General features: G+C 60.8%; 22 protein-coding genes. 13 read left to right on the top strand and 9 right to left on the bottom strand.

Annotation, left to right across the window (positions count from 1 at the left end; genetic code table 11):
* The first annotated feature begins 4 nt into the window (after positions 1-4).
* The 4 genes from ABH15_RS04480 to ABH15_RS04465 all read left to right on the top strand — a co-directional run bounded on the left by ABH15_RS04480 (position 5) and on the right by ABH15_RS04465 (position 3,096).
* Positions 5-1,150, top strand: coding sequence for a KamA family radical SAM protein (locus ABH15_RS04480; RefSeq protein ID WP_128693143.1), 1,146 nt, complete (start codon positions 5-7; stop codon positions 1,148-1,150).
* Positions 1,151-1,304: 154 nt separating this feature from the next.
* The gene (gene hgcC / locus ABH15_RS04475; protein ID WP_128693142.1) at positions 1,305-1,574 is read left to right on the top strand and encodes an HgcAB-associated protein HgcC; all 270 of its coding nucleotides are present in this window, start codon (positions 1,305-1,307) and stop codon (positions 1,572-1,574) included.
* Positions 1,575-1,596: 22 nt separating this feature from the next.
* Positions 1,597-2,451 carry an arsenite methyltransferase gene (locus tag ABH15_RS04470; protein WP_128693141.1) on the top strand — a complete coding sequence of 285 codons (855 nt, stop codon included), beginning with the start codon at positions 1,597-1,599 and terminating at the stop codon, positions 2,449-2,451.
* Positions 2,452-2,661: 210 nt separating this feature from the next.
* Positions 2,662-3,096: a GNAT family N-acetyltransferase gene (locus ABH15_RS04465; protein WP_128693140.1), complete on the top strand. Its 435-nt coding sequence runs from the start codon at positions 2,662-2,664 to the stop codon at positions 3,094-3,096.
* A gap of 99 nt (positions 3,097-3,195) precedes the next feature.
* On the opposite strand, the gene ABH15_RS04460 is transcribed toward ABH15_RS04465, so the two are convergent.
* Complete coding sequence (locus ABH15_RS04460) at positions 3,196-6,519, bottom strand: PAS domain S-box protein (RefSeq protein ID WP_128693139.1); 3,324 nt, start codon at positions 6,517-6,519, stop codon at positions 3,196-3,198.
* Positions 6,520-6,786: 267 nt separating this feature from the next.
* Here ABH15_RS04460 and tsaA point away from each other — a divergent pair, with 267 nt between their 5' ends.
* The 7 genes from tsaA to wtpA (ABH15_RS04425) all read left to right on the top strand — a co-directional run bounded on the left by tsaA (position 6,787) and on the right by wtpA (ABH15_RS04425) (position 17,893).
* A complete protein-coding gene (gene tsaA, locus ABH15_RS04455) occupies positions 6,787-7,344 on the top strand; it encodes a tRNA (N6-threonylcarbamoyladenosine(37)-N6)-methyltransferase TrmO (protein ID WP_164913631.1) in 558 nt (185 codons plus the stop codon).
* Between the two features lie 512 nt (positions 7,345-7,856).
* A complete protein-coding gene (locus tag ABH15_RS04450) occupies positions 7,857-11,699 on the top strand; it encodes a DUF4430 domain-containing protein (protein WP_164913630.1) in 3,843 nt (1,280 codons plus the stop codon).
* Between the two features lie 12 nt (positions 11,700-11,711).
* Positions 11,712-13,097 carry a hypothetical protein gene (locus ABH15_RS04445; RefSeq protein ID WP_128693137.1) on the top strand — a complete coding sequence of 462 codons (1,386 nt, stop codon included), beginning with the start codon at positions 11,712-11,714 and terminating at the stop codon, positions 13,095-13,097.
* Positions 13,098-13,150: 53 nt separating this feature from the next.
* The gene (locus ABH15_RS04440) at positions 13,151-15,469 is read left to right on the top strand and encodes a PEGA domain-containing protein (protein ID WP_128693136.1); all 2,319 of its coding nucleotides are present in this window, start codon (positions 13,151-13,153) and stop codon (positions 15,467-15,469) included.
* 39 nt (positions 15,470-15,508) lie between these two features.
* Positions 15,509-16,342 carry an argininosuccinate synthase gene (locus ABH15_RS04435; RefSeq protein WP_128693135.1) on the top strand — a complete coding sequence of 278 codons (834 nt, stop codon included), beginning with the start codon at positions 15,509-15,511 and terminating at the stop codon, positions 16,340-16,342.
* Between the two features lie 6 nt (positions 16,343-16,348).
* Positions 16,349-16,903, top strand: a complete 555-nt coding sequence (locus ABH15_RS04430) for a molybdopterin-dependent oxidoreductase (protein WP_241648001.1) — start codon at positions 16,349-16,351, stop codon at positions 16,901-16,903.
* 3 nt (positions 16,904-16,906) lie between these two features.
* Positions 16,907-17,893, top strand: a complete 987-nt coding sequence (wtpA, locus tag ABH15_RS04425) for a tungstate ABC transporter substrate-binding protein WtpA (RefSeq protein ID WP_128693134.1) — start codon at positions 16,907-16,909, stop codon at positions 17,891-17,893.
* 85 nt (positions 17,894-17,978) lie between these two features.
* On the opposite strand, the gene ABH15_RS04420 is transcribed toward wtpA (ABH15_RS04425), so the two are convergent.
* Positions 17,979-18,677, bottom strand: a complete 699-nt coding sequence (locus tag ABH15_RS04420) for an ABC transporter substrate-binding protein (RefSeq protein ID WP_128693133.1) — start codon at positions 18,675-18,677, stop codon at positions 17,979-17,981.
* A gap of 271 nt (positions 18,678-18,948) precedes the next feature.
* On the opposite strand from ABH15_RS04420, the gene ABH15_RS04415 reads away from it, so the two are divergent.
* Together ABH15_RS04415 and ABH15_RS04410 are read left to right on the top strand one after the other, a co-directional pair.
* Positions 18,949-19,185: a hypothetical protein gene (locus ABH15_RS04415; protein WP_128693132.1), complete on the top strand. Its 237-nt coding sequence runs from the start codon at positions 18,949-18,951 to the stop codon at positions 19,183-19,185.
* 46 nt (positions 19,186-19,231) lie between these two features.
* Positions 19,232-19,660, top strand: coding sequence for a hypothetical protein (locus ABH15_RS04410; protein WP_174719410.1), 429 nt, complete (start codon positions 19,232-19,234; stop codon positions 19,658-19,660).
* On the opposite strand, the gene ABH15_RS04405 is transcribed toward ABH15_RS04410, so the two are convergent.
* The 7 genes from ABH15_RS04405 to ABH15_RS04375 all read right to left on the bottom strand — a co-directional run bounded on the left by ABH15_RS04405 (position 19,661) and on the right by ABH15_RS04375 (position 26,597).
* The gene (locus ABH15_RS04405; protein ID WP_128693131.1) at positions 19,661-20,740 is read right to left on the bottom strand and encodes an ATP-binding cassette domain-containing protein; all 1,080 of its coding nucleotides are present in this window, start codon (positions 20,738-20,740) and stop codon (positions 19,661-19,663) included. It lies immediately after the preceding gene.
* Positions 20,727-21,596 (bottom strand): ABC transporter permease, encoded by an 870-nt coding sequence (locus tag ABH15_RS04400; RefSeq protein ID WP_241648000.1) that lies wholly within the window; start codon positions 21,594-21,596, stop codon positions 20,727-20,729. The genes ABH15_RS04405 and ABH15_RS04400 overlap by 14 nt, the downstream gene beginning before the upstream one ends.
* A gap of 39 nt (positions 21,597-21,635) precedes the next feature.
* Positions 21,636-22,715, bottom strand: coding sequence for a tungstate ABC transporter substrate-binding protein WtpA (gene wtpA / locus ABH15_RS04395; protein ID WP_206633416.1), 1,080 nt, complete (start codon positions 22,713-22,715; stop codon positions 21,636-21,638).
* A gap of 156 nt (positions 22,716-22,871) precedes the next feature.
* The gene (locus ABH15_RS04390; RefSeq protein ID WP_128693130.1) at positions 22,872-23,678 is read right to left on the bottom strand and encodes an amino acid kinase family protein; all 807 of its coding nucleotides are present in this window, start codon (positions 23,676-23,678) and stop codon (positions 22,872-22,874) included.
* 34 nt (positions 23,679-23,712) lie between these two features.
* The gene (locus ABH15_RS04385) at positions 23,713-24,831 is read right to left on the bottom strand and encodes an ABC transporter ATP-binding protein (protein ID WP_128693129.1); all 1,119 of its coding nucleotides are present in this window, start codon (positions 24,829-24,831) and stop codon (positions 23,713-23,715) included.
* 5 nt (positions 24,832-24,836) lie between these two features.
* Positions 24,837-25,541 (bottom strand): ABC transporter permease, encoded by a 705-nt coding sequence (locus ABH15_RS04380; protein ID WP_128693128.1) that lies wholly within the window; start codon positions 25,539-25,541, stop codon positions 24,837-24,839.
* A gap of 69 nt (positions 25,542-25,610) precedes the next feature.
* Complete coding sequence (locus ABH15_RS04375; RefSeq protein ID WP_128693127.1) at positions 25,611-26,597, bottom strand: substrate-binding domain-containing protein; 987 nt, start codon at positions 26,595-26,597, stop codon at positions 25,611-25,613.
* Between the last annotated feature and the right edge of the window lie 270 nt (positions 26,598-26,867).

Here is a 26,867-nt window from a genome sequence, read left to right as displayed (position 1 = left end):
CAGAATGGCCGGACCAAAGTACACTACCGATATCAGGAAGGTCGTGCAAATCCCTGCGGACGAGCGGGAGCAACTCGCCGAAGTAGCGCGTAAATTCGCGTTCCGCTCGAACGATTACTACCTCTCCCTCATCGACTGGCGCGACCCCGGCGATCCTATCAGGAGGATCGCCATCCCCGATCCCGAGGAACTCGTGGAATGGGGGAGCCTCGATGCGTCCGGGGAGAGCGCCTACGTGGTGGCACCCGGGATGGAGCACAAGTACGACCAGACCGCCCTCCTGCTTGTGAGCGATCTCTGCGCGGGATACTGCCGCTACTGCTTCAGGAAACGGCTCTTCATGCAGCACACCAATGAGGTGGCGAGGGATATTTCGGCCGATATCGCCTACATTCGCCAGCATCCCGAGATCTCGGGCGTCCTCATCTCCGGCGGCGATCCCCTGTTCCTCGCGACGCCCCGGCTTGAGCGGATCATCAGGCAGATTCGGGAGATCGAGCACGTGAAGATCGTCCGGATCGGCACCAAGATCCCGGCGTTCAATCCCTACCGCATCATCGACGACCCAGCCCTCCCCGGGATGATCCGGCGCTACAGCACCCCGGAAGGGCGGATCTACATCATGACGCAGTTCACCCATCCGCGGGAGCTGACCGATCCGGCTCTCCGGGCGCTCGATATCCTGCAGAGCGCCGGTGCGATGCTCGCGAACCAGACACCCCTCCTCAAAGGCATCAACGACGACCCGGCGGTGCTCACAGAGCTCTTCCGGAGCCTCTCGTTTGCCGGCGTCGCCCCCTACTACGTCTTCCAGTGCCGCCCGACACTCGGCAACCAGCACTTCGCCGTGCCGGTGGAGGAGGGCTACCGGATCTTTGAACAGGCCAAAAGCCGCTGCTCCGGGCTTGCCAGGCGGTCGATCTTCGCCATGTCGCATCGCACCGGGAAGATCGCAGTCGTCGGGCTCGACGACGAGCATGTTTATCTCAAATATCACCAGGCGGCAAGGAGGGAGGATATCGGGAAGTTTATGGTCTACCGGAGACTCCCGGAGGCGGTATGGTTCGACGACTATGCCGATCTCGTGCGGGAGAGCAGGATCACCAGGACGGAAGAGGAGGTCCGGCAGGTGCCGCCCCTGATCACCTGAAACAGGCGGCAGGGGTTCCACCCCGGAGTGTTCGGGCTCTGCCGTAACCTCTGTGACAACACTTCTTGAACAGGCAGATCCCAATCTCCTGATTATTCAGAACATTCAGAAATTTTATACGCTGTGCCCGACCACCATCATATGGTGAACCTGCATGGCAAACATCCCGAGAGATGATCGGCCGTCCCCCTGTTCCTGCTCCATCGAAGCAGTCGTGAGCGTCGACGCGCGGGGGCAGATGGTGCTTCCGAAAGATATCCGAGAAAGGGCGAAGATCGCTCCCGGCGACCGGCTTGCGGTCGTCTTCTGGGAAAACGAGGGCGACGTCTGCTGCATCACGCTGATCAAGGCGGATCATTTCAACAGGATGGTAACGAACCTCCTTGCTCCCATGATGGAAGATATCGCAGGCGGCAGGGAATAAGACCCCATACGGAGCTTTAACGATGAAGGAAGACAACGTTCGCAGACAGGTGCGAAGCAGATACGGGCAGGTGGCCCGGCAGGAAGCATCGGGGTGCGGATGCGGCAGCGGGTGCTGCGGTAGCGGCCGGTCGGTCGAGTCGGTGAGCCTTGGCCTTGGCTACTCGGCGGAGGAGATCGGAGGAGTTCCGGAGGGCGCGAACCTCGGGCTCGGGTGCGGGAATCCCGTGGCGCTTGCGTCCCTTCGGGAGGGCGAGACCGTCCTCGATCTCGGATCCGGGGGCGGTTTTGACAGTTTCCTCGCGGCCGAGCGGGTCGGGGAGACAGGGCGGGTGATCGGCGTCGATATGACCCCCGAGATGCTCGAGCGGGCGCGGGAGAATGCACGGAAAGCCGGGTACGCCAACGTCGAGTTCCGGCTCGGCGAGATTGAGCACCTCCCGGTGGCGGACAGCTCGGTCGACGCGATCATCTCAAACTGCGTCATCAATCTCTCGCCCGACAAACGACAGGTCTTTGCGGAGGCTTTCCGGGTGCTCCGCCCGGGAGGGAGGCTCATGGTCTCGGACATCGTGCTGACGATGCCCCTCCCGGCGCCCATCCACGAGTCGGAGCTCTTCTACACGAGCTGCGTCTCCGGAGCGCTGCAGAAGGGCGAGTATCTCAGGGAGATCGCCGGTGCTGGCTTCGACGAGATTACGGTCGTCGGGGAGACGGTCTTCCCGCTCGACCATATCGTCAGCGAACCGGTGCTTGCAGAGACTCTCGACGGCCTCTCCCTCGACGAAGCCGGGCGGAAAGCGCTCCTCGAGAGCATCGTGAGCGTCAAGGTCAGCGCCCGGAAACCGACCGGGTGCGCCTGCTGCGGGACACGGTAGCCCGGCGGAACGTCTCCGGCAGCAGCCGGAGAAGACGCAGTCTTTTTTAGAGGGGCGCGTGATGCAGGCCGCAGTATCCCGACGCCAGTATCCGGGTGAGGTGTTCCCCGCAGGAGGAGGGCGCTCGCACCGCTGGTGATCATGTTGCGGCGGGGGCTGAGCCGTACCGCTCCGATAGCTTCACGAGCAGCGGTGCAGTATACCGATCAGATGACAGAGACTGCCCGTGAACTTATGCCTGCCGAGTTCCCGCTCGCCGAGGAGGTATGGAAGAAGTACCGCGGCCAGAAGGCCGACCCGGATTCCGAACGCATCTTCGGCGTCTTCGAGGACGGAAATCTCGCCGCGACCGCCCGGTTCACCCGGCACCCGGACGGCAACGAGATGGACTGCGTCTTTACGCTGGACGACTACCGGGGCAGAGGGCTCGCACGGGTTGCCGTCCTGGCACTGCTCGACAGATGCGGGCACGAGACGATCTACATCCACTCAACGCTCATCCTGATCCCGTTCTACGGAACTTTCGGCTGGGTGCCGATCCCGGAAAAAGATCTTCCGACGTCGATCAGGGAGCGGTTCGCCTTCTGCTTCGGCGAGATGGAGGGGTGTAACGTCTGCCCCATGGTACGGGCAGCGACGGCGTGATACGGGATTGAAGAGGAACCGGTCCGGCCGATGCCGGTGATCACGGAGCAGCGGCGATCAGGTCTCCTTACGGCCATACCGGTTCCAGGGCGGGGCTGATCAGGCAGCTGCCGTGATCGTATATGCCCCGTTCGGCACGGATATCTCGAACCGCGCCCCCTCGCCAAAGGTTCCCGTCTCCCGGAGAGCGATACCGGTTATAGCAAGGATCTCCCGCGACAGGTACAGACCAAGCCCCGTATTTCTTCCATATCCCCGTTCGAATATCAATTCTTTCTGGCTATCGGGAATCCCGGTACCGTCATCCTCCCAGAGGATCGTCAACCCGTCGGGGGATATACGATAGGAGACACGAACCGTGGTCGCATTCGTGCCGTGGCGGATAGTGTTGTCAAGCAGGTTTTCAAACACCTTCTCAAGAAGCGGGTCTCCGAAGATCTCTATGCCCCAGAGATCGTTGTGAATGACGACATGCGGCTCCCTGACCTTCGCAAGAACGTCGGAGATGCTTATCCAGACGGGATTTTTTATCCCGAGGTTCTGGTAGTCGCGAGTAAATTCGATCTGCCGCTGGATCGTGCGGGCCGAGCTCTCGAAGTTCCGGATGCATTCACAGAGTTCGCTGGCGGAACTACTCTGCCCGGCAATCTCGGCGTACCCGAGCTGAACCGTCACCTGATTGAGAATATCGTGCCGGGTAACGCTCGAGAGCAGATGCAGTTTTCGGTTCGCTTCCTGCACCGCCCGTTCCGTCCGCTTCCTCCCGGTAACGTCGCGGATGTTCACGATGATGCCGTGAATCGACGGATCGTCCAGATAATTCTGCCCCAATCCCTCAAAGTAGAGCAGGTTTCCGTACTTATGGATCGCACGGTAATCGAACTGAAACGAGGCAGTCCGATTGCGGATCATATCGTTCCAGTGCCGGCGGAGGAGCGGGGCGTCGTCGGGATGCGCATGGTCGAAGATCGACCCCGTACATTCTTCTGCCGGATACCCGGTGATAGTGGCGACGACGGGACTGACGTAGCGGATCGTGGCGTCCGGGTTGACGATCAGGAAGATGTCGGAGGAGTGATTCACCAGGAACTGGAAATGCGCCTCTCTCTCCCGGAGGGCATCCTCCATGCGCTTTCGCTCCAGTGCGCTGCCGATGAGCTCCGACGATATGCGGAGGAGCTCCGCATCTTCCGGGCACCACTCCCGGGTGCAGGTGACATTGTCAAGCCCGATAAACCCGATGAGTTCTCCGCGGATCTGCACCGGCAGAACCAGAACCGATTGTATACTCTGGCTCTCAAGGATCTCCCTCTCTGCACAGGCCTCTTCCGGGAGCGACGAAACGTCGGGGATGACGATGATCTCGCCATTGCGAAGGCGTGCCATCCACCACGGGAACATATCGCAGGGGAGGTTCTGGAGAGCATCCTGCTCGGAGACTACCCCTTCGCCGCACCATTCGTGGGTATTGCTGATGCTCTTCCCGCCGCCGTCCAGGAGGAACAGATACGCACGGCAGGCACCGCTCAGGACTCCAACATCCCGCAGGGATTCAGTGACTGCCGCATCAAAGGAAGCATGGGTGATGAACCGCGATGATACGGCGGCAAGGGTCTTCTCAAAGCGATACCGCTGCTCGACCGCATGCTTCACCTGCAGGTAATCGGTGATGTCGCGCCCCACCGCCTGGTAGCCGAAGATCTCACCCGATGTGAAGTACAGTCCACGGATATTCCACTTCACCCAGCGCACCACGCCGTCGGAGAGCATCACCCGCTGATCTACCGTCACATCAGGGTGTTCGGCGGTGAGCGCCTCCAGTTGTATGCGTATCCTCCCGATATCATCCGGATGGATGAACGCCGGGTCGATCCTGCGTTTCAGAAAGTCTTCCCGCTTTTTACCAAAAAACCGGCAGAACGCTTCATTGGCGAACGAAAAGATGAAGCCCGGCGTGAACCGGCAGATCATCTCAGTCTGCTCCTCGACGACCGCCCGGTAGCGCGTCTCGCTCCTGCGGATCTCATCGTGCGCAGCGGCAAGATCATCCATCTGCTGGCGAAGTTCCTCCTCCATCGCCGTCAGGTGTTGATTCGCAGCCTCCAAGTCTTCGGTTTTGGCAAGCAGCGCCTTTTCGAATGCAATCCTGTCCGTGATATCCGTGCTCATCGTTGCAAACCCGCCCTCGCCGACGGGCACGGCACAAACACTGAAGTGCCTCTCCTCACGCGGGCAGTATGTCTCGAACCGGACAGAATCCCGGGTCTCGGCGACGCTGCGGTAGATCTCTCTATCTGACGGATTTCTGTCGGCGTAGAGCCCGGACGCCCGCATGCCAACTGCCTTCTCCCGGGGAATGCCGAATGTCTGCTCAAACGCCGGGTTGCAGTCGGCGATCAGGAAATCAGGTACGTCGCCATCATCACCCGGGCACGGGGCGTGGAAGATGACGACATCCTGCGTCCACCAGTAGATCGACCTGAAACGCTCGTCACTCTGCCGGAGTGCCTGCCCTGCGGTGACGAGTTCATCCATCTGCTGGCGAATCTCTTCCTCAGCAGCAGTCAGCTGTTCGTTCGCCGCCATCAGTTCTTCGTTCTTCTGCTCCAGGTCCTGCTGGGCAGCCTTTAAAGCGGTGATATCGCGGATCGATTCGATCGCACCGATCAGATTGCCGTGTTCGTCGTAGAGGGGGGCCGCCTTTGCCCAGAGAACAACATTTCTGCCCCTGGGATGCGCATACTCGGTTTCAACAACGATACCGGTGCTGCTTCTGGAGATGCTGGAGTACTGCTGCTGTGAATAACCCCTATCGCATTTGAGAACGAGATCAATCAGCGTGCGCCGGCGCTCGCCATAGAACGGAAGAGCGTATGCAAAGTCCCCCCTGCCGACGATATCTCCCGCAGCAACGCCGGTCATCTCCTCTATCGCCCTGTTCCACGCTATGACGTGCCCTTTCGGATCGATGGCGAATGTTGCATCCGGCAGAAAATTGATGATATCGGCCATCCGTTTCTCTGATTGCTGGAGCTGAACCTCTGCACGCCGCCGGTAGACAGCGTGCCTGATCTTGTGCTCGAGTTCACGGAACTGTGCCTTCGGATCGCTTCCTTTCTGCAGGTAAAAATCGGCGCCGTTGTTCAGGGCTTCGATGACAACCTCTTCACGCCCCCGGCCGGTGAAGAGGATGAACGGGATCTGATCGAATCCGAACCGGACATGCTGCAGGAACGCGATTCCGTCCATCCCGGGCATCTGGTAATCGGAGACGATTGCGTCGTACGTCCGGTGCTGCAGTTGCCTGATGGCTTCGTGTGCAGAGGGAACCGTGTCGACGGTCAGCTCACCGTTCTTTTCAAGGAAGAGTTTTGCAATATCGAGAAGAGCGGGCTCATCATCAACATAAAGGACTGATATCATACGCGATTTGATTCTCCGGGCTGCTTAGACATTAGTATTCATCAATTGAACCAAAAATATTTCCCGTTATGGCAAATGAACCCATATCATCCTGCCATAAGGCCTGAAATCCGGCAAAACGCAGATTTTCACCCGGAAAAGCTGGTAGGAAGCTCCACAGAGCAACAGCGACAGGGACACATTGCCACATCCGGTAGTGATACAACCATGAATTGCTTACGTACCCGACGGCGGAACTATCCGTCGAGAGAACTTCGGAGAACTATCATGCACAGACCATCACCCGATTCAATCGGTACGGCCATAACCCTGCGCCCCGTGGGGACCGTCCACAGCACAGTACAGCAGCCTTTCCTCGTCGCCGACAGGGACGGCATCTCGATGCGGGAAGGGCATGACGCAAGTATGGATCATATCCGCAGCACGAGCGGGGCGATCACGAAGATCGTCTTCAGCGAGGACTGTACCGGGGTGCTCGACGGTATCGAGGAGTATTCTCATCTCATGGTGCTGTACTGGGGGCATAAAGTGCCGGAGGATAGCCGGTCGCTCACCCATGTGCACCCGATGGGCAGGACGGATATCCCGAAGGTGGGGATCTATGCAACCTGCAGCCCTGCCCGTCCGAACCCCGTGCTTATGACCGTCGTCCGGCTGCATGCAAGGCGGGAGAACGTGCTGGAGGTTGCCGGCCTCGACGCCGTCGACGGCAGCCCCGTCGTCGACATCAAACCCTACGTCCCTGCTCAATTCCCGAAAACGGAAGTGCGGGTTCCCGCATGGATGGACGGGCTCATGAAGGAAGTGGGCGAGCGGCGGGTGTGAGGACACCCGTTTCGGCAGCTGATCCAGTCACCAAAGCATATCGTAGGCCTCTTCATCCGGCTCGGGGATGGGGTGATCGATATCGGCTGCAGTTCACCCATCCCCTTCCACATTTTTAGCAGAACATATTCCACTGCCGGCACTGCAGCGTTCTCTCTTCCGACCCGATCTGGTCGGACTCCACGGATGCGGTCACCGGGGAGCTCTCGCAGGCACTCTTAAGCGCGGGAAGCCTGATACGGAGCGGCCTCCCGGGACTGACGGCAGCACACCGAAGGGCGGCACCACCCAGATACGGCATAATCGGAACGGAATCCGCATTTCCAGCAATATCGAAGCCCCCTGGCGCCGCACGGGCAGGTTAATCAAATTAAGTTGGTTAATTAGATTAAGTAAATGCAAACTATATACTCCCGCCATTCCACCTTTTTAATGCCTTGCACATGCTGGGAGTCTTCTCGGCAGCCTGTTTGCGAAAAGGTGAGTTTATGATACATTTGAGGGAAAATAAAGTGATCTGCTTAACGGTGCTGCTCGCACTGATGATCCTCATCGTGCCTGTAGCGGGAGCCGATTCCGGGCTTTCGGTCGAACCGTACGCCCCGGAGAACAGTGTCGTCGGGAGTGCTGCTGCCGACGTGCTCTTTGACGATACGGTGACGCTGACCGAAGGAACGTTCACCTGCACCGCGTCATCGGGCAGTGCATATACCGTCGATCGCCTCACCCCGCTCGGAGCGCTCGATGCCGTCGCCGATGCCGAAGGGTTCACTTACGTCGTCGGGGACAAAAAGAAGCTCTCGAACGGTTTTCTCCTCCTTGATAATGTCAGTGATTACGTCTACGTCAAGGGAGGCGATTCCTGGTATTACATGGTGAACGGCGATCCGCTCGACGGATTTGCGGATGCCTCCGAGGGTGTCGACGTCTACGGACTCGTCGACGGCGACGAAGTCGTCTTCTACTACGGAGGAAACGGCGTTACCCCGGAGAACGCAACCGCCCTCATCAATATCACCGTCTCGGTCAACGAAGGGATGGATGTCCTGTACGACGGAACGGTGACGCTTGAAGACGGCACCTTCACCTGCACTGCATCCTCGGGAGCAGAGTATACTGTTAACACGCTCACCCCGCTCGGAGCGCTCGACGCCGTCGCCGATGCAGAAGGATTTCTGTATATCGTCAATAATAAGTCCTACGACAGCAAGGGCATCCTGCTCATCGACGGCATCGGCGAGCACCTCTTTGACAAAGCAGCCGGCACCACGTGGGTCTGCTACGTCAACGATGTCGCCCTCGATGACTGGAACAGTCCCGCCACCGACGGCCTGAACCTCTATACCCTCGAGGAAGGCGACGAGGTAGAGTTCTACTTCGGCACAAAGCCCGTCGCCCCCGAGACCGCCACCGCGATGGTCGGCATCACAATCGAGGTTGCCGAGCCCGAGAGCTGGACGCTCTCCCTGAAGGGTGCCCTGACCGACACCATCGACCAGGCATACTTCGAGGATGCGGTCGACTGCGGCCACGTTGCCACCTACACCGACGGTGACGGCAACGTCTGGTCGGGCGTCCCGCTCTGGTACCTCGCAGGCTGGGTCGACGACGACCAGAAGCACGGTGCCGGGGCGTTCAACGACGATCTCGCCGCCGAAGGTTACTCGATCAAAGTCACGGCCGGCGACGGCTACAGCGTCAACTTCGAGAGTGCCAGCGTCGCCCGTGACAATGCGATCATCGTCGCGAACACGCTGAACGGCGAACCGCTCCCGGCGGTCATCGGGGAGAAGGAAAAACCCTGCTGGCCGCTCCAGATGATCGGCGAACATGTGACCTCAGGCCAGAAGGTCGGGAACGTCGTCGAGATCGAACTCGTCGGGCTCCCGGAACCGTCCGACGGCTGGACGATAACCCTGAACGGGAAGTTCTCCCGCACCCTGACCCAGGAAGAGTTCGAGGAAGGCATAGCCTGCGGCCACGCTGCAGCCTATACCGACAGCAGTGACCGTGTCTGGACGGGAATGCCGCTCTGGTACCTTGTCGGCGTCGTCGACGATATCGAGACCTCGAACCACTGGACGTTCGACGATACGCTGGCGGCCGGAGGATACACCATCAACGTTACTGCCGAAGACGGCTACACCGTCACCCTGAATAGCGCCGATATCGCAGAGAGCGACGCCTACATCGTCGCGAACAAGCTGAACGCCACCCCGCTCGGGAACGATGACGGTTACCCCCTGAAACTGCAGGGCTCTGCGCTGACGAGCGGCAAACAGAGGGTCGGCAACATCGCCTCGATCACCCTCGTCGATCTCCCGGGTAGCCCTGAAGAGGGCGAGTGGACGCTCACCCTCGAAGGACCTGCAATCACCGCCGTCATCTCACAAACCGAGTTTGAAGAAGGAGCCGCCTGCCACAGCGCGACCTACAACGACGGCGTCTCCACCTGGACGGGCGTCCCGCTCTGGTACCTCGCAGGCTGGGTCGACGACGACGTCATGCACGGGTCGGGCGCCTTCAACGACAACCTCGCAAGCACCGGTTATACGGTTATCGTCTCCTCGGGTGGCGTTTCTCCCTACAGCAAGGAGTTCACCAGCCAGGAGATCGTAGCAAACAAGAACCAGTACATCGTCGCCAACAAAGTAAACGGCTCCGCCATCACCGGGACAGCGTTCCCGCTCCGCCTCGTCGGTGAGGGAGCGCCCGGCAGCAAGAGCGTCGGCAACATCGAGAAGATCGCCCTGACGGCGTTCCAGGAGCCGACCGATCTGCCCTCGGTGCGTATCATCCGCTACGCCGCTGACGGCAAGACAATTCTGAATCAGACAGAGAAGACCTACCGGTGGATGGAAGAGAATCTCCCCGTCATCGGCGGCGCCGACGGTGTCCGTCTCCGCTACCAGGGCCCGACCTTCGACCCGAACGACCTCTGGAACCCGGCCGAGGATAAAAACCCCGGTAAAGTCGATAACGTCGTCCGGGGCACGTCCATCGCCGATCTCTGCGACCTCGTCGGCGGAGCGCCCGAGGGCAGCGAGATCGTCCTCATAGCTTCCGACAACTACGAAGCAAAGCTCAACTACACAAACATCTACACACCACTCGACCGGCAGGGCGAGGCTATCCTGGCATGGTGGGCGGACGACGAGTACGTCCCCGACTACCGCGACGGGATCCGCCTCTTCTTCAACGCCCCCGACGGCATCTTCGGGGCCGACGATATGCGGGCATGCCTCGCGGAAGATTACTGGCACTACTACTGGAGCGGCGGCATTCAGTATCCGTCCGCTGCCGGAATCGCGAACAAGAATATCGTCACGGTCGAGATTCACCCCGGTGCACGTGAGGACTGGAACCTCATCCTCTCCGGCGCTATCACCGACACCATCACCCGTTCGTACTTCGAGGCAGGGAAGGCCTGCGCTCTCGGCGGCCACGGAGCGACCTACACCGACGCCGACGGAAACGAATGGTCGGGGATGCCGCTATGGCTCCTCGTCGGCTGGGTCGACGATACCAACAAACACGACTACGGCACCAACCCCTTCAACGAAACACTCGCCGATATCGGCTACAACGTCGTCGTCATCGACTACGGCCCCGACAATGTGAAGGGCACCGATGACGACTTCTCCGCGACCTTCGCAAGCAGTCTCATCAAACTGAACAACAACATCATCGTCGCGAACGAGATAGACGGCGCCCCGCTCCCTGCAGACGGCGACAAGCCGTCATGGCCGCTGAAACTCGTCGGCTCAGCACTGACGAGCAACAAGCAGAAGGTCGGGAGCATCGACGAGATCGCCCTGATCGATCTCCCGGTCCCCGCCGATGCGGAGCTCTCCTTAGAGCAGGGTTGGAACTTCATCTCCATCCCAAAGCGGCTTGCATCCGGCCATAACACCGCTGCGATCTTCAGCGGAGTCGATACAGCAAACCACAGTATCTGGCAGTACAATGCAGCGATAAAGTACTGGGAGGAAGTCCAGACGACCGATACCCTGAGACCGCTCGCGGCGTACTGGGTCTACTCGGCAGCCGCCTGCAACGTCTCGCTCATCTTCAGTGACGAGCCCCTGCAGACGCCGCCGACCGGGAACCTGTATAAGGGCTGGAACGCAATCGGGTTCACCGACACCGAACCCGCAGCGGCACGCGACACCCTCCTCTCCCTCGGCGACATATGGACACAGGTGCTCGGCTTTGACGCCGGCAATCAGGAGTATGAAACCGCCATCATCCGCGGCGGCTCAGGCTCACATGCCGACACGGGAGCGATGCTTCCGGGCAAGGGCTACTGGGTGTACCTGCGGGGAAGCGGTGAACTGGCAGCAATCGCCTCTTAGGCAGCGATAACCATGGATGCGAGACCAATCATCACACTATTTCTTTTGCTCCTGCTGGCAGGAGCGGCGGCAGCCGAACCGATGCCGGTCCTTCCTGCACAGTACTCGGGAACCGCCGCCATCGACGGCGCCGATGCTCCGGCAGGCACCGTCATCGTCGCCAAGATCAACTGGAACGAACGCGGGCGTTTCGCCCTCACCGAGCCCGGCACCTTTGCAAACCGCCTCATCGTACGGGCTACGGAGTTCGATCTCGTCGCATCCGACGCGCCAACGGTTACATTCTGGATCGGCGGCGACCAGGCTGCCCAGGAGATCACTTACGTATCCGGTGACGCCCGCATGCTCGATCTGACATTCGCCACCGGGAGCGGTGGCGACGATGCAGAGACCCCGATCGGATCGGGCGACTGCTCCTTCGCCCCCGGCGGCATTCAGACGAATACGGCAGGCGGTGCGCAGCAGGTGACGATCGACCGGCAGGGAACTACAGCCAACGTCACAACCAGCGGCAACAAAATCGTGATGCAGGATGTGGGCGGCGGCTGGGAAGAGATCGTCATCGAGACCGGGAGCGAGCCCGCGGTCGGGGAGACGACCGTCACCGGAACCGTCACCGGAGTGACCGCACGGAGCAGTCCCGTGACGGCGAATGTCGATGCCACTGTCGGGACGGCGGCGGCAGAGATCGCACTCAACATGAGCGAACTGCCGCCGTCCGATGCACGGCTTACGACGACGATAGCACGAGAGCCCGACCCTGCGGCGCAGAGTGCGTTCCTCCTCACCGCCCAGCAGTCCGGAAGCGGTATCACGGATATCGCATACGTCATGAACATCCAGAAGAGCAACATCGCGAACGCCGGTGACGGCGGCGTCATCACGGCCGCGACAATCAGAATGGCCGTCAGTCCTGCCTGGGTAACGGCGGTCGGCGGGACGGAGAAGGTCGTGATCATGCGCAGAGCCGATGACGGCACCACAAGCGCTCTTGCGACGACGCTCATCGGCACCGATGCTTCCGGCAACTACGTCTTCGAGGCCGCATCACCAAACGGCCTCTCGATCTTCGCCCTCATCGGGACGTCCACGGTCAGCCCCACGCCGACGACACCGCCGAGCTCGGGAGGTTCGGGAAGCAGCAGCGGAGGTTCAACTGCCAAATCGAGCTTTGACTACAACCCCGAAGCGACCGTCGCCACGCCGGTGAGCACACCCGCCGCCGGTGAACCGACAGCCGCCCCGACCACCTCGCCGAAAGAGACCGCTGCGGGCGTAACGGCGGTACCGACGACGACGGCCGCTTCCGGCGGATCGTGGTTCCCGCTGCCGATCCCCGTCCCAACCTGGGTACCGGTGCTCGCGCTCGGGCTGTTCTTCCTCCTCCGCAGGAGATAATCTCCCATGCCTCTTTTTCAGAATGCTTCAGCAGGACGCCGGTGATCCCCCCCATGCGGATACATGCTCTGTTCCGGCTTTCGGCCAGTGTGCTGCTGCTCCTCTGCATCCTCATCCCGGGGAGCGCCGGCGCCGCAACGACGGAGGTGCATGTCGTGCGCTACGCCGCCGACGGGGCAACCGTCCTTGCCGAGACGGCCGTCGACTACCGGTGGATGGAGGAGAACCTGCCCGTCCTCGGGGACGGGGAGACGCACTACTACCACCAGGGGCCGGTATTCTCCGGCGACCCCTGGAACCCTGCAGAGGATACCAACGTCAAAGAGAAGGACATGGGCGCGGTGAAGGGAACCGACCTCGCCGATCTCTGCGACCTCGTCGGCGGGATGGCGGAGGGCGAGACCGTCAGGGTGAAGGCATCCGACGGATTTTCAAAGACCTTCCCCTACCGGAACGTCTACGAACCCGAATCGAGGCAGGGACCGATGGTCATTACCTGGTACCGTGCCGACGAGGGGTACGTTCCCGACTACCGGGAGGGGATGCGGCTCGTCTTCTTTGCGGACACCTCCGTCAACCCCGACGGTCTCCACGCCTTCGGCGTCGCCGATATGCAGGAATGTTTCGATTCTGAGTACTGGTACTTCTTCCAACCCAATGTGCCGACAACGACGGGCTTGTCCGCACAGTATGTCAGTGAGGTCGCGATCTTCAGCGAGGAGGAGGCGACCGGAGCGCTTGAGGTCGAGTCAAACCCTGCGGGGGCGCTCGTCTATCTCGACGACGAGAACACCGGCCTTCTTACCCCCTGCACGATCCGCGACCTTGCGGTCGGATCGCACTCCATCTGGGTGGAGAAGGATGGCTACGCTGCAGATCCGGAACAGTGGGTCACGGTAAAAGCGCTTGAGACCGGGCAGATTACCTTCGCCCTTCTCCCGCTACAGGGGAGCATCGCCGTCTCCTCCCTGCCCACGGGAGCGGGGATCATCCTCGACGGGAACGAGACCGGGAACGTGACCGATACGACCCTCAAGGGGGTTTCGGTCGGGGAGCACACCATCACCCTCGTCAGGGACGGGTATGAGAACGGCACCACGACAGTTACCATCGAGGCGGATGAGACGACCCCCGTCGATCTGGTCCTCATGTCGCAGAACGGGTCAAAACCCCTGCCGACGACATCGCTCACCGTAACCGTCCCGGCTACCGCGACGGCGCCTGCGGCCACGGCGACGACCTCTCCCACACCGACCGCGACGCCGGCCCCGGCCTCGCCAGGGCTTTTCGATCCGCTCTTCGCGCTCTTCCGATTCATCGCTTCACTCATCACCGGAGGGACGGATGAAACCGAACCTCCGGCCGGGACGCCCGAAGACCTGCCGGAACCTGCCGTGAAGAGCAGACTGCCGGAGACCCCGGCAGCAGCACCGGCCGTGACGCCCGAACCGGTTCGTGCGAACCGCTCCGGCGGACTCTTCATCGACTCCTTCCCGCAGGGTGCGGCGATCACCGTCGACAACACGCGGATCGATCGGAACACCCCATTCGTGGTATACGGGCTCCGCGAAGGGCTCCACACCATCGCCCTCGAGTACGAATCCGCGAGCAGCATCGATGCCGCAGATACCGGCGTCGACTACGGGACGCACCGGGTGTGGGTCTATCCCGACGCCGTCACCCCCGTCCGTATCGACGGTATCCAGAACCGGCACCTCCGGACGATCACCGTCGAAAGCTCCGACCTTGCCGGGGCGGCGTTCACCGTCAACGGAGCGTACCCGGCGTATACCCTGCCGGCGACGGTCGATATCGACGGCGGTGGAGCCTGGATCACCATCCGCGAGAATACGACCTACCGCTCGATCACGCTGCCCGACACCATCTCGGACGGGGGGCGGTTCGCCGCAATGCCCGGGGCGGAGGAGACGTACGCCGTCACGGTCGTCTCCAACCCGCCGGGAGCGCTAATCTTTGTCGACGGATACCCCACCGGCCTCCGGACGCCCGCCGTCGCCCGCGACCTATCTTCAGGGAGGCACACAATCACCCTCTCGCTGCCCGGATACCTCCCGGCAGAAGGCGGGATCACGATCCCGCAGGGTGCCCCGGCAGGAGCGGCAGGGACGATCCGATCGAGCCTGACCGAATACCCTTGCGGCTCGCTCAGCGTGAACAGTACCCCACCGGGGGCGAAGATCTACCTCTACGGCCGCTATACCGGGGAGACGACCCCGCACACCTTTCCGGGGATGCGGATTGGCACGTACGCGGTGAAGGTCGTCGGCGAGACGGAGAGCAGGACTATCGAAAATGTCGTCGTGACGCCGGGGGCGACGGCCGGGTGCACTGTGGCGCTCGAAGAGGCGTAACAAAGTAAAGACGAACAGATACTGGAGACTGACACAATTATGGCATCACTACCGACACGACTGCTCGCGGTCGCCCTGCTCCTGCTGGCAGCGGCGGGTGCGGCGGCGGCAGCGCCCACTACCGAACTTCACGTGGTGAAGATTGCGGGCGACGGAACGACGATCCTGAACGAAACGACAGTGGACTACCGCTGGATGGAGAAGAACCTCCCGGTGCTCGGGGACGGCGTGACCCACTACTACCACCAGGGGCCCATCTTCGAAGGGGATAAGTGGGATCCGAACGAGACGGCGAATTTTAAGGATCGGGGTGCCGTGAAGGGCACCGACATCCGCGATCTCGCCGAACTGGTCGGCGGCGCAGAGCCCGGCGACGAAGTGATGGTGAAGGCCGCCGACGGCTACCACGTCGAGTTCGTCTACGAAAACGTCTATGAGCCCGATCCCCGGCAGGGGCCGATCGGGATCACCTGGTACAACGGCGACGAGACGGGAGCGGGCGAGCGCCAGGGCACCGGCTACGTCCCGGAGTTCTACAACGGCATGCGGCTTACGTTCTTCGCCGACAACTCGACGAATGCGGAAGGCCTGCACGTCTACGGCAACCAGGATATGTACGAGACGCTGCCGGAGGCCGCGCAGCACTTCTATGACCTGCTCCCCTCCACGAGCGGCCTGTCGGTGAAGTGGGTGGACGAGGTCAGGGTCTACGAGGGCGGCTACCAGGGTGAGCGAAGTGCGCTCGTCAAGTCGCTCCAGGGCACCACAGCCTCTGCCGATGCGACCACTGCCGGGAACGTCGAGACACCCCTCTCGCTGCTGCCGGCACTCCTGGCGATCGGCGCAGCGGGTCTCTTCCTCGGCAGGAGGTGACGGCAGGTGCTGCGCATTGTATCTATCCTCCTGCTCGCCGCCGCCGTCTGCATCTGCGGGTGCATGGGAGCAAGCGAAAGCGGAACCGGGGAGCAGATAGCCTGGAACCTCACGGTTGCCGGCGATACCGAAGAGGTGCTCACGCTCGCCGAGCTCCGGGCACTGCCCGCCGAAGAGGGATACGGGTATGCAGTCTCCACCGTCGGGATCACCTTCGGGCCGAACCGGTACCGGGGGGTGCTCGTCGCCGATCTCGCTCTGATGGCGGGCGGGGTGGACGAGAATGACCTCGTCTATGTCTCCGCCGAAGACGGGTATCTCTGGGTCTTTGATACCGATCAGGTGCGAGGAAAAGGGTTCTTTACCTTCGATGAGAACCTCCGCGAGATCCCGGCGCCGCCTCTCAGGGTTATTCTGGCCTACGAGCAGGATGGCAGACCGCTCACCTACGAGGAGGGCGGACCCTTACGGATCGTCATCATCACCGAGAGCCCCGACGTCATCACCGAGGGGAGTTCATGGGTGAAGTGGGTCGACCGGGTCGAGGTGCACCGGCGGTAGCGGATGAAGACAGTGCTGCTCATGCTCTGTGCCGTCCTGCTGGTTCTGACGGCAGGCTGCATGGGAGAGGAGAGGGTCACGGAACTCCGCGTCGTACCGGCAGGCAGCCTGCTCGGCCCCCTGGAGGAGATCGAGGCGGCTTACGAAGACCTGCATCCCGGCGTCGACGTTCGGGTCGAGGGACACGGGAGCATCCAGGCGGTCAGGCAGGTCACCGATCTGCACCGGGCTGTCGACGTCGTGGCGGTGGCGGATGCATCGCTGATACCGGATATGATGTTCCGCCCGATGGAAGACGGGAGCGGTAATTATACCGATACCTGCACGCCGTTCGCAACGAATGAGATGGTGATCGCCTACACCGAAAAGAGCCTGTATGCCGATGAGATCACACGCGAGAACTGGTATACCATTCTCGCCCGGCCGGATGTCAGGGTGGGATTTTCCAATCCGATGCTCGACGCGTGCGGCTACCGGGCGCTGATGGTGACGGCACTCGCCGAAGAACATTACGGGAACAGGGCGCTCTTTGACGCAATCATCGGCGATCACCTCGATCCCCGGCCGGCCGTGAACCGGTCGGGCGGAACTGTCGCGATCACGCTCCCCGAGGTGCTGCGGCCATCGGACGGGAAGGTGCAGATCCGGGACGGATCCATCTACCTCCTCTCGCTCCTCGACGCTGGCGGTATCGATTACGCCTTCGAGTACCGGAGCGTGGCCGACGCCCACGGCCTTTCCTCGATCAACCTCCCGCCGGAGATCGATCTCTCGAGCGCCGCCTATACGGATACCTACCGGAACGTGACGGTGCAGCTCGGATTTCAGCGGTTCGGCTCCATCGGGAGCCTCAGAACGGGAGCGCCCATCGTCTATGCCCTGACCGTCCCGGCGACGGCGGAGCATCCGGAGAAGGCCGCCTCGTTCGTTGCCTTCATGCTGGAGGCCTTCGAGAAAGGCAGGGACGGGTGGCCGCAGCCGCTCGGATGAGGCCGGAATCCGACTCCCGAAACCTCATTTACAATCAAAAAAGAAGGCAGAACTGTTCTGGATTCAGGGTGAAGAGGTGAGTCGGCTACCCGACCACAAGATCGCGGTAGACGCCGCCGGCATCCTCGACGAAGAGCACCGCCCGCCCCTGCCGGAGGGCCGGTTTTGGGAACTTGCGGATCTCGACGACACCCTCGGTGACGTGTATCCCATCGGCGGTCATGACGCTGTCGACGCCGCCGCCAAGGAGCGTCGCAACGGTCTGGCAGCCTTTGAGGTCTCGCGTGCATCCGCGGACAACGAACCTCCCATCGTTCCGGGAGGCGGCGAGACCGACCCCGGCGAGAGCTCCGATGATGCCGCCGTTCGTGCCGCCGAGCCCTTCAAGCGTAATGCCTGCCTGCCGGGCGAGGTGGCGCGCCTCGTCCTGTGTCACCACGCTGCTCTTTGCCCGCAGCCCAAACGAGAGCAGATGGTCGGGTACCTGGTTCTCCGGAGCGATGCAGATACCGGGGTCGCTCCCTTCAATAAAGTCTGCGAGGATCAGCTCGCGGGCAGCGGTGAAGATCTCCCGGACGGATCCGTTCTCTACCTCCTCGATATGGAGGACGGCGCAGCTATTGTGCGACGTATACGGAATGTCGTCGTGGACGTAGAGCTGATGCCGGGTCACGCCGGAGATCCGGCAGATCCCGGAGAGTTCTGTCGCAATCATACGGGCAAGCCGCCCGGTTCCACGGGATTCGGGGGTGTCGGTGTCGTCGATGCCGAGGTATACGGTCATGGTCTCTGCTCCGGAGGATACCCTCTGTCTTCCTCTATCATCAGCTCTTTTACGTGAAGAAGCCTTCCTGAGTTAATGTAACCCGATTAACTAAATGAAGCGCAGGCAATCCCCCGGTGCTTGAAATTACTGCAAATTCACCGTATTTCTGCATTACAGCCACAGATATAAGGAGTTGAGATCAGCGGGCACAGGCAGGATCCTGGGAAAGTATTAAATAGCCAGAACTTATACCAGGTGGTATACCAACTGTTTCAGAGGTGAAAAGACCATGAAGATCTACGTACGTGAGCGCCAGAAGGTTGGAACCGGTGTAAAGCAGCCGCGGTTCCGCGTCGTTGCCGTCACCGGCGAAAAAGGCGATGAAATGCATTTCAAAATTGAGAGCGTGCACTTCAGGAAGACCGAACTCGAGCAGATCGCAAAAGATGTCGGCGCGGAGGTCGTCTACCTCGAAGAGATGCCCGAGGAAGAGCGGGGCGAGATGAGAGCGGCAGCAGCAGTGTAACCCCCTCCCACCGTACAAAAATCTACACCTTTTTGTGAGCAAGACCATGCCCGACCAGAACGAGCTCTTCGATGCAGCAGTACAAATCCTCCTCTTCGTGGATCGCCGCGTGACCATCAGTATAGCACCGGGCGGCGTCTCGATGCGCCTCCCCACGACCCGGAAGCTCGCCGAATTCCTCCAGGTTCCGCACTACTATGTCCTCCCGACCTTCGATGGGATGGAGCAGGACGGACTTATCCGCAGAATGGAACGGATCGGGATCTCCACCACGCCGAAAGGCACCTCCCGCATACTCCGGATGATTGAAGAGGGATACACCGATGCAGCGGAGGAGATCCTGGGTGAGGGGATGTTCACCGAACTCCTCAAGAGAATGGAGATAAGCCCGGATCAGACCATGCGCGGCAGGCTTTCGCCCGTAGAGCTGCACAGCCCGGATATCGAAGGCGAAGACAGCACCGTCTCTGAATGATCAGACCTTCAGGTCGGAGTCTCTGGCGATCACATGGATAGCGCTTGCCTTGATGAGCACAACAACCGCAGATCCGGGTTTTAATCCGAGGTCGTCGACCGACTTCTCGGTCAGGAGAGCAGTCACTGCCACACCGCAATCAACCCTGACATCGACGAGCGGCCCGTTGCCGACAAGTCCGGTCACCGTTCCGGAGAAGACATTCCGGGCGCTTGATGCGTGGCTGCCTGAAAGCGCGATGCCGATGTCCTGACCTCTGACGCAGAGGCAGACGCAGGTCCCGGGTCGGGCATCCGTCACCGCTTCAAACCGGATGCCCGATACATCGATAACGGCAAGGCCGCCGGTGCTCTCAACCACACTGCCCTCGAGGACGTTCTCTATTCCGACGAACCTGGCGACGTCCGGGCGATCGGGAGTGTTCAGCACCGCGCTGACCCGATCCTCGGCGGCGAGCCTGCCGTCGATGATGACCGCCATCCGGGTGCCGAGGCGCCGCGCTTCGCTCCGCTCATGGCTCACCTGGACGATCGTCAGGTGCTGCTCGCGGTGAAGAGCCGCAAGGTCCTGCATGAACTTCTCCCGCGTGACCGGATCGAGCGCCGAGAGCGGTTCGTCGAGCAGCAGAATATCAGGCTTCACCGCAATGGAGCGGGCAAGCGCTACCCGCTGCTGCTCGCCGCCGGAGAGTGTCAGCGGGTAGCGATCCGCCAGATGTTCGATGCCGAACCGCTGCAGAAGGTCGTCCACCTCACGGGAGATCTCCTCCTTCGAATACCCCTGAAGACGCAGTCCGAAAGCGATGTTGCCGGTGACGGTCATGTGCGGGAAGAGCGAGTAATCCTGATATACAAGCCCGATGCGCCGCTTTTCCGGCGGCGTAGCGGTGATATCCTCACCCCGGAGGAGCACGCGCCCCTGCCCCGGCAGGTGGAGCCCGGCGATCGCCTCGAGCATCACTGTCTTTCCTGCCCCGGAAGGCCCGACGATGAAGTAGTAATCCCCCTCGTTGATCGTCAGGCTGATATCTTTCAGAGCGAACTGCCCGAGCGTCAGCGATACTCGGTCAAACTCGATCATCGTACCTCCCCACGTAGCGCGTCAGGCGCCGCAGCAGCAGGAAAACAACAAAGCTGACGATGATGACGGTGAACGCGATGCTCCTGCTCGTCCTGATGCCGTCCGTCGTGAATGCGTAGTAGATCAGCGTCGAGACGATGAAGGGATAGTAGGCGATCATGATGACACCCGCAAACTCGCCGATAGCCCGCCCCCAGGCAAGGAGCGCACCGTTGTACATATGCCGGAAACTTAAGGGCAGTGTCACCTGAGAGAAGGTCTGGAATCTCGTCGCCCCGAGTGTCCGGGCAACGTTCTCGAGGTGCACCGGCACTTTCAAAAATCCCTCCCGCATCGTGTTGATGTAGAACGGGGATGCCACAAAGAGCATCGCAACGACCGTCCCGGGGTAGGCGTCCTCAAAGGCGATCCCGACCTCCGAGAGCGGTGCTCCAAGCCATCCTCTTCGCATGAAGAGGAGGTAGACGAGGAGACCTGCGACGGTGTGGGGAAGGATGAGCGGGATATCGACAATGCTCTCCACCATCTCTTTTGTGCGCGAAGGCTGCGACCGCGCGAGCACGTAGGCGAGCGGCGTGCCGAAGAGGATGAGCAGCAGCACGGCATTGAAACCGGCACCGAAGGTCAGGAGGAGCGAACCGACCACCGCAGAACTCGTCGCCACCTCAAAGAGGTGCCCCGGGTCGGCAAGTTCAGTGATCGAGATATTTGCAAGCGCAAGCACCGTGATGCCGACGATAACCGACCCGAGGAGACAGAACCCGAGGATGCACCAGTCGATCCTGCGTTGGGGCCATACGGCAGACAGGCTCTCGCCGGGTGAAAAGAGGTCTTTCAGGAGTGTTGCCATCTTCATCAGTAAAAACGTCCTCTGTGGTGATAAAAAGGGGGGATTTTAGGCCTTCATGGCAACCAGGGAGGTGAGCTCCGCAGGTATGCTGCCATAGCCGCCGGCCGGAACGATCGGGGGCTGTCCGTCTTCGGTCAGGATCGCCTGTCCGGTGGGGCCAATCAGCATCTTGACAAACGCAACACCCATCTCGGGGTGCTCGGCGATCTCGGGGACGGTCACACCGTAGACGATGGGAGCGCCCACATAGATGGTCGTCCCGTCGCCTTTCTTGCACTCGATCTGAACGGTTGCATACGTGTCGGCATACTCGATGTCAGAGAGATCGATTGCTGCCGGAAGCTCGATGAACTCGAGGTCGTTCTGCACCGCAACGCTCCGGTACTCCCAGGCGTAGTCGAGGCCGCCGGACTGCACCATCTGCACGAGCTCGACGCTCTTCGGCCGGATGGTCAGGGTCGTACTGTCGGGGTTCGGTTCGGTAGCGTGGATGGTGTAGGTGCCGTTCTCTTCGGTGACGGTGATATCGCTGTGCTCACCAAGGAGAGTCTCAAAGATCTGGTCGTTGTTGTAGTGAGCCTCGGCGAGCTGGATCACCATCGGCGTGCGGTAGCCGCAGGGATCGGAGTTCGGGTCGGAGAACGCCCACCTGACACCCTCGCGGTCAAGGACGTCATACCAGTTCTCTGCGGTGATCTCATCCGCATACTTGCTGTCGTTCGTGTAGGTGAGCACCATCGTGTTCTTGGCGAAGGTGAGATACCAGTCGGCGTGATCGGGCACCATCATCTTCGGGATGAGTGCGTAATCGGCGGATGCAACGACATCGGCGGGCTTGCCGTTCTCCGTCACCTTCTTGATGGTGTCGACGCTTCCTGCAGGTTCGAGGAGCACTTCGGTGTTCGGGAACTCCGCTTCGAATGCTGCTTTCAGTTTCTCAAACGGCCCGGTGAGGCTCCCGGCATGGAAGACCTTGACCTGGATCTTCTCTGCAGGAGTCGCTGTAGCGGTGGTTGCTCCCTGTTCGGGGGAGGTCTGTTCGGATGATGTCCCGGTGCAACCGCAGATCATGACAGCAGCGCAGAAGCATAGGAGAAGAATTGCACATATGCGCATATTTTTCATGAGAAAATCATGAACGGGCATTAATATATAGCTTCTATATTCGCCCTGAGTTAATGAGGTTATTTTACCGAAATATACTTTTAGGCAGGTAGTAACGAGTAAAGATTACCTACAAGAGGGGGGGGAGAGTCCAACCTACCGCCACTCTCCGGAGCGTTACGCCCGGATGATCGTCCCGACATTCTCCCCATGGAGCGCTGCCGTCAGCAGGCCGGGCTTGTGCCCGTTGATGATCTGCACTTGCTTCACGTTCCTGGTATGGAGCAGCAGCTCGACGACCTTCTCCTCGAGGACGAGATCCTCCATCTGCATATCGAGAAGTTCCCGCGCCGGGATATCCCTGATAAGCTCCGCATCGGAGTTGACAAAGGGATTCTCCGTGTAGAGGCCGTCGACGTTCTTGACGAGGATGCAGCGTTTCGCCCCGACCACCTCTGCCGCGAGGAGCGCTCCGGTATCGGTGCGGTGCGGCGGGATCATCCCGATATCGGGGGGGTACTCGTAGAGCCCGTAGGGCGGCGTCCCGTGGGTCACCGGCAGCATCCCCATCCGTAGCAGCATCGGAATATCCAAAAGATCGGCGGTGTGAATCCGCATGCCGCCGTACTGCGAGAGCAGCACCGCCATCATGATCGCGTTCTGCTCGCTGATCTTGCTGGTCAGCTCCGCAAGGACACCCGTCGGCATCCCGAGGTCAAGACCGAGATCGAGGATATGCCGCACCCGCACGCCGCCGCCCGTGACGATGAGCATCTTGTATGTCTTCGAGAGCTCCCCGATCTCGTCGGCAAGCGGCCGTACCACATCTGCGCCGTAGTCGATGATGCCATGCCCGCCGATCTTGACGACGTTGAGCTCGGGAGCTATCCGGAGCTGCGGCCGCCCCTCATACCGCCGCATCAACCCGTGCCTCACCAGCGATTCTCCTTTCAGCTTCGACTCCATCTCTCGTCTTGGACTCATAACCATGCTCCAGGTGATAGATCTACATGTATCGTCATGATACTTTTCCCTCATCACCGGTACCCGGCTCCTCCGCGATGAGGTGCATGGCACTGGCCTTGAAGGAGACCCAGACCTCCTTTCCTGCCTCGAGGTCCATAGAATCCGCAGATCGGGCGGTCACGAGCGCTGTGACCGAAAATCCGCAGTCAACCGTCACGCCGACGAACGGCGCGGTCGATTCGATACCCGTAATGGCGCCGGAAAAGACGTTTCTGGCACTTGTCGTGGCTGGTTTCCCGACCCCTATCGTGACATCCTCTCCCCGGAAGACGACCCGCACCCCGGCACCCTTCCCGACCGGTGGCTGCTCGGCAACCTCAAGCCGGTTGCCCTGCACCTCGACCACCGTAAGATCGCCCTGACCGCCCGGGACAATCCTGCCGGAGAGGATGTTGTCGACGCCCACGAAACGCGCGATCTGGAGGTTCTCTGGATTGTTGAAGATCTCTTTCGGCCTTCCAACCTGCATGATCCTGCCCGCGATCATCACCCCGACCCGCTGCGAGAGCCGCTGACCCTGGAGCATATCATGGGTGTTTATGACGACTGTGGTTCCGACCTCCCGGTTCAGCCGGAGCACCATCTCCTCGATGGTGGCCGTGGAGGTCGGGTCGAGGTTTGCCGTCGGTTCGTCGAGGAAGAGGATCTCCGGTTCGGTGACGATCACCCGTGATAAGGCCACCCGCTGCTGCTCGCCGCCGGAGAGGTCACGGGCGGAACTTTTGATGTACCGGGAAAGGCCGACAGCTTCCAGCGTCTCCTTCACCCTCCGGTCGATCTCTGCCTTGCTCTCGCTGCGGTAGCGCATGCCCATGGCGACGTTGTCGTAGACACTGGCGTTGAAGACGATCGGTTTCTGGAAGAGCATCCCCATCCGGCGCCGGAGTTCGATCCACCGGTTCCGCCTCGCAAGGACGTCTTCACCGAAGAGCAGCAATTCCCCCGAGTTCGGTGCCTCTATCAGGTCGAGGATACGCAGAAACGTGCTCTTCCCGGAACCGCTCGGGCCGATGATGCCGAGCACCTCGCCCTCATTGACGGTGAGATTGACGTTGTTTAAGACGCGCTGGTCGCCGTAGGATTTTGTAATATCACGTGCTTCGATTATCACAGGCGTCACCTCCGCTGCACCACGCTCAGCACGATGTTCACCCCGAGCGCTACGACAAGCAGGATGATCCCGAGCGCAATCGAGAAAGGGAAGTTCCCCATCGAGGTGTTCAGGGCGATCGCCGTCGTCAGGACGCGGGTGAACCCCCGGATGTTGCCGCCGACGATCATCACCGTCCCCACCTCAGCGATAGCGCGCCCGAACCCGAGGAGGACGACCGAGATGATGGCAAACCGCGCCTCCTTGAGAACCGTCAGAACCGACTGGAGCGAGCTTGCGCCGAGCGAGATGATGGTATAGCGCATCTCCCGGTCGATGCTGGAGAGCGCCGAGACGGTAAGCCCCATGATGAGCGGGATGATCAGGATCGTCTGTGCAACGATCATACCTCCCGGAGTGAAGAGAAGATTGAGAAATCCGAACGGCCCCGAGCGTGAGAGCATCAGAAAGACGAAAAGTCCGATAATAACCGTGGGCATCGCAAAGAGTGTCTGCAGAATGTTGACGAGTGCCTGCTTGCCCCGGAACTCCTTGAAGTAGATGAGCGCCCCGAGCGGCAGCGCTACTATGGCGGCGAAAAAGGTTGCAGAGAGGGAGATATAGAGCGACCGCACCGTGATCTCCACCACTTCGGGGTTGCCCGATACGATGAGTTCGATCGCCTGGATGAATCCCTGCACGATAGTGCTCTCGGTGATCCCATCTACCATGAGGGTTCACCGGTACGGCAAGCATTTTCTCTCTCAGCCATTATGCCCCCGAGGTCTCCCCTTCTGCTGTTACGCAGTTACGTTTTCGGCACAGGTGCAGTTGAAGGGCGGCTCCGTGCACTGCGGTGCATACAGCGGCGTGAAGAGCGGTTGACCGAACTCTTCGACACCGAACTCACCGATGAACTGCTTCGTCTCGTCGGATGTGAGCCAGTTGATGAAGTTCACCGCCTCAGCATAGTTCACGCTCGGGCAGGTATCCGGGTTCACTGCCATGACACTGTAGCGGTTCAGCAGCTCATCGCCCTGCTCGACGATCGGCACCAGATCGAGGTTCTGCCGGAACGAAAGATACGTCCCCTCGTCGGTCAGGACGTAACCCTGCTCCTCGTTGGCAAGCGTCAGCGTCTCGCCCATGCTCCTGCCGGCCTCGATGTACCAAGTGCCGGAGTTCTGGATATCCTCGGTGTAGTTGTATCCAGCAGCCTCCCAGATCGCCTTCTCCTGGGAGTGTGTCCCGGAGTTGTCACCACGGGATACGAACGCTACACCTTCGGTGTTGTTCGTCCCGAGTTGATACAGCGTCTGGAAGGCCTCTTCAGGCTGTGCCCCCCGGATTCCGGCGGGATCATCCTCGGGCCCGACAATGATGAAGAAATTATAGGCGAAACAGCGGTGATCGATACCGTAGCCTCCGTCGATGAACTCCTCTTCGAGCGGCGGGGCATGCACGAGGACGACGTCCACATCACAGCGCTCTCCGAGTTCGAGCGCCTGCCCGGTGCCCTGTGCGGTGATCTGCAGGTCGACACCGGTCAGGTTCTCATACTGCTCTTCAAGTGCGGCGAGAAGCCCGGTGTTCTCAAGGCTCGTCGTCGTGGCAATACGGAGGGTCATGTCACCGCCGGCGGCCCCTGCCGTCCCGGTAGGTGTCGCATTCGTCGTCGCGTTCGGCGTTTCGTTTCCCGGCGCCGTCCCGGTGCATCCTGCAGACATGGCAGCGATGACAGCAAGTACGGCAATACCGGCCATAAGTAGCGTCAGTTTCGGCCTCATAGCAGTTGTCAGGGAAGATTGACCCAGTATATATAACTTTCCGCAGAGTTTTAGTCAGGGTTAAGATAATCTCCTTGCCCCTTTATGCCGGCAGGAAGCTTACTGATCTGCTCACGACAGTACCTGCGGAGATCATAGATTCCACCTTCCCAGGGGATGCGAAGGCCGTAAACAGCGTGCACCGGCTACGTTCCGGACAAAGGAGATGGAGTCACGGCCACGGGCGGCGACACCCGCCGCCCGCACCTTGCGGCACGGGTGGCGGGATCG

Source organism: Methanoculleus taiwanensis (genome assembly GCF_004102725.1).
GTDB classification, from domain to species: Archaea; Halobacteriota; Methanomicrobia; order Methanomicrobiales; family Methanoculleaceae; genus Methanoculleus_A; species Methanoculleus_A taiwanensis.
Note: the sequence above shows the minus strand (reverse complement) of the source record. Positions and strands in the feature narration are given on the sequence as shown.

Coding starts and splice junctions, on each gene's coding strand:
- ABH15_RS04435 (WP_128693135.1), top strand. CDS start 15,509: ATGGCATCACTACCGACACGACTGCTCGCGGTCGCCCTGCTCCTGCTG.
- ABH15_RS04445 (WP_128693137.1), top strand. CDS start 11,712: ATGGATGCGAGACCAATCATCACACTATTTCTTTTGCTCCTGCTGGCA.
- ABH15_RS04390 (WP_128693130.1), bottom strand. CDS start 23,678: ATGAGTCCAAGACGAGAGATGGAGTCGAAGCTGAAAGGAGAATCGCTG.
- wtpA (WP_128693134.1), top strand. CDS start 16,907: ATGAAGACAGTGCTGCTCATGCTCTGTGCCGTCCTGCTGGTTCTGACG.
- ABH15_RS04415 (WP_128693132.1), top strand. CDS start 18,949: ATGAAGATCTACGTACGTGAGCGCCAGAAGGTTGGAACCGGTGTAAAG.
- wtpA (WP_206633416.1), bottom strand. CDS start 22,715: ATGAAAAATATGCGCATATGTGCAATTCTTCTCCTATGCTTCTGCGCT.
- ABH15_RS04400 (WP_241648000.1), bottom strand. CDS start 21,596: ATGAAGATGGCAACACTCCTGAAAGACCTCTTTTCACCCGGCGAGAGC.
- ABH15_RS04420 (WP_128693133.1), bottom strand. CDS start 18,677: ATGACCGTATACCTCGGCATCGACGACACCGACACCCCCGAATCCCGT.
- ABH15_RS04375 (WP_128693127.1), bottom strand. CDS start 26,597: ATGAGGCCGAAACTGACGCTACTTATGGCCGGTATTGCCGTACTTGCT.
- ABH15_RS04470 (WP_128693141.1), top strand. CDS start 1,597: ATGAAGGAAGACAACGTTCGCAGACAGGTGCGAAGCAGATACGGGCAG.
- hgcC (WP_128693142.1), top strand. CDS start 1,305: ATGGCAAACATCCCGAGAGATGATCGGCCGTCCCCCTGTTCCTGCTCC.
- ABH15_RS04405 (WP_128693131.1), bottom strand. CDS start 20,740: ATGATCGAGTTTGACCGAGTATCGCTGACGCTCGGGCAGTTCGCTCTG.
- ABH15_RS04380 (WP_128693128.1), bottom strand. CDS start 25,541: ATGGTAGATGGGATCACCGAGAGCACTATCGTGCAGGGATTCATCCAG.
- ABH15_RS04410 (WP_174719410.1), top strand. CDS start 19,232: ATGCCCGACCAGAACGAGCTCTTCGATGCAGCAGTACAAATCCTCCTC.
- ABH15_RS04465 (WP_128693140.1), top strand. CDS start 2,662: ATGACAGAGACTGCCCGTGAACTTATGCCTGCCGAGTTCCCGCTCGCC.
- tsaA (WP_164913631.1), top strand. CDS start 6,787: ATGCACAGACCATCACCCGATTCAATCGGTACGGCCATAACCCTGCGC.
- ABH15_RS04440 (WP_128693136.1), top strand. CDS start 13,151: ATGCGGATACATGCTCTGTTCCGGCTTTCGGCCAGTGTGCTGCTGCTC.
- ABH15_RS04460 (WP_128693139.1), bottom strand. CDS start 6,519: ATGATATCAGTCCTTTATGTTGATGATGAGCCCGCTCTTCTCGATATT.
- ABH15_RS04480 (WP_128693143.1), top strand. CDS start 5: ATGGCCGGACCAAAGTACACTACCGATATCAGGAAGGTCGTGCAAATC.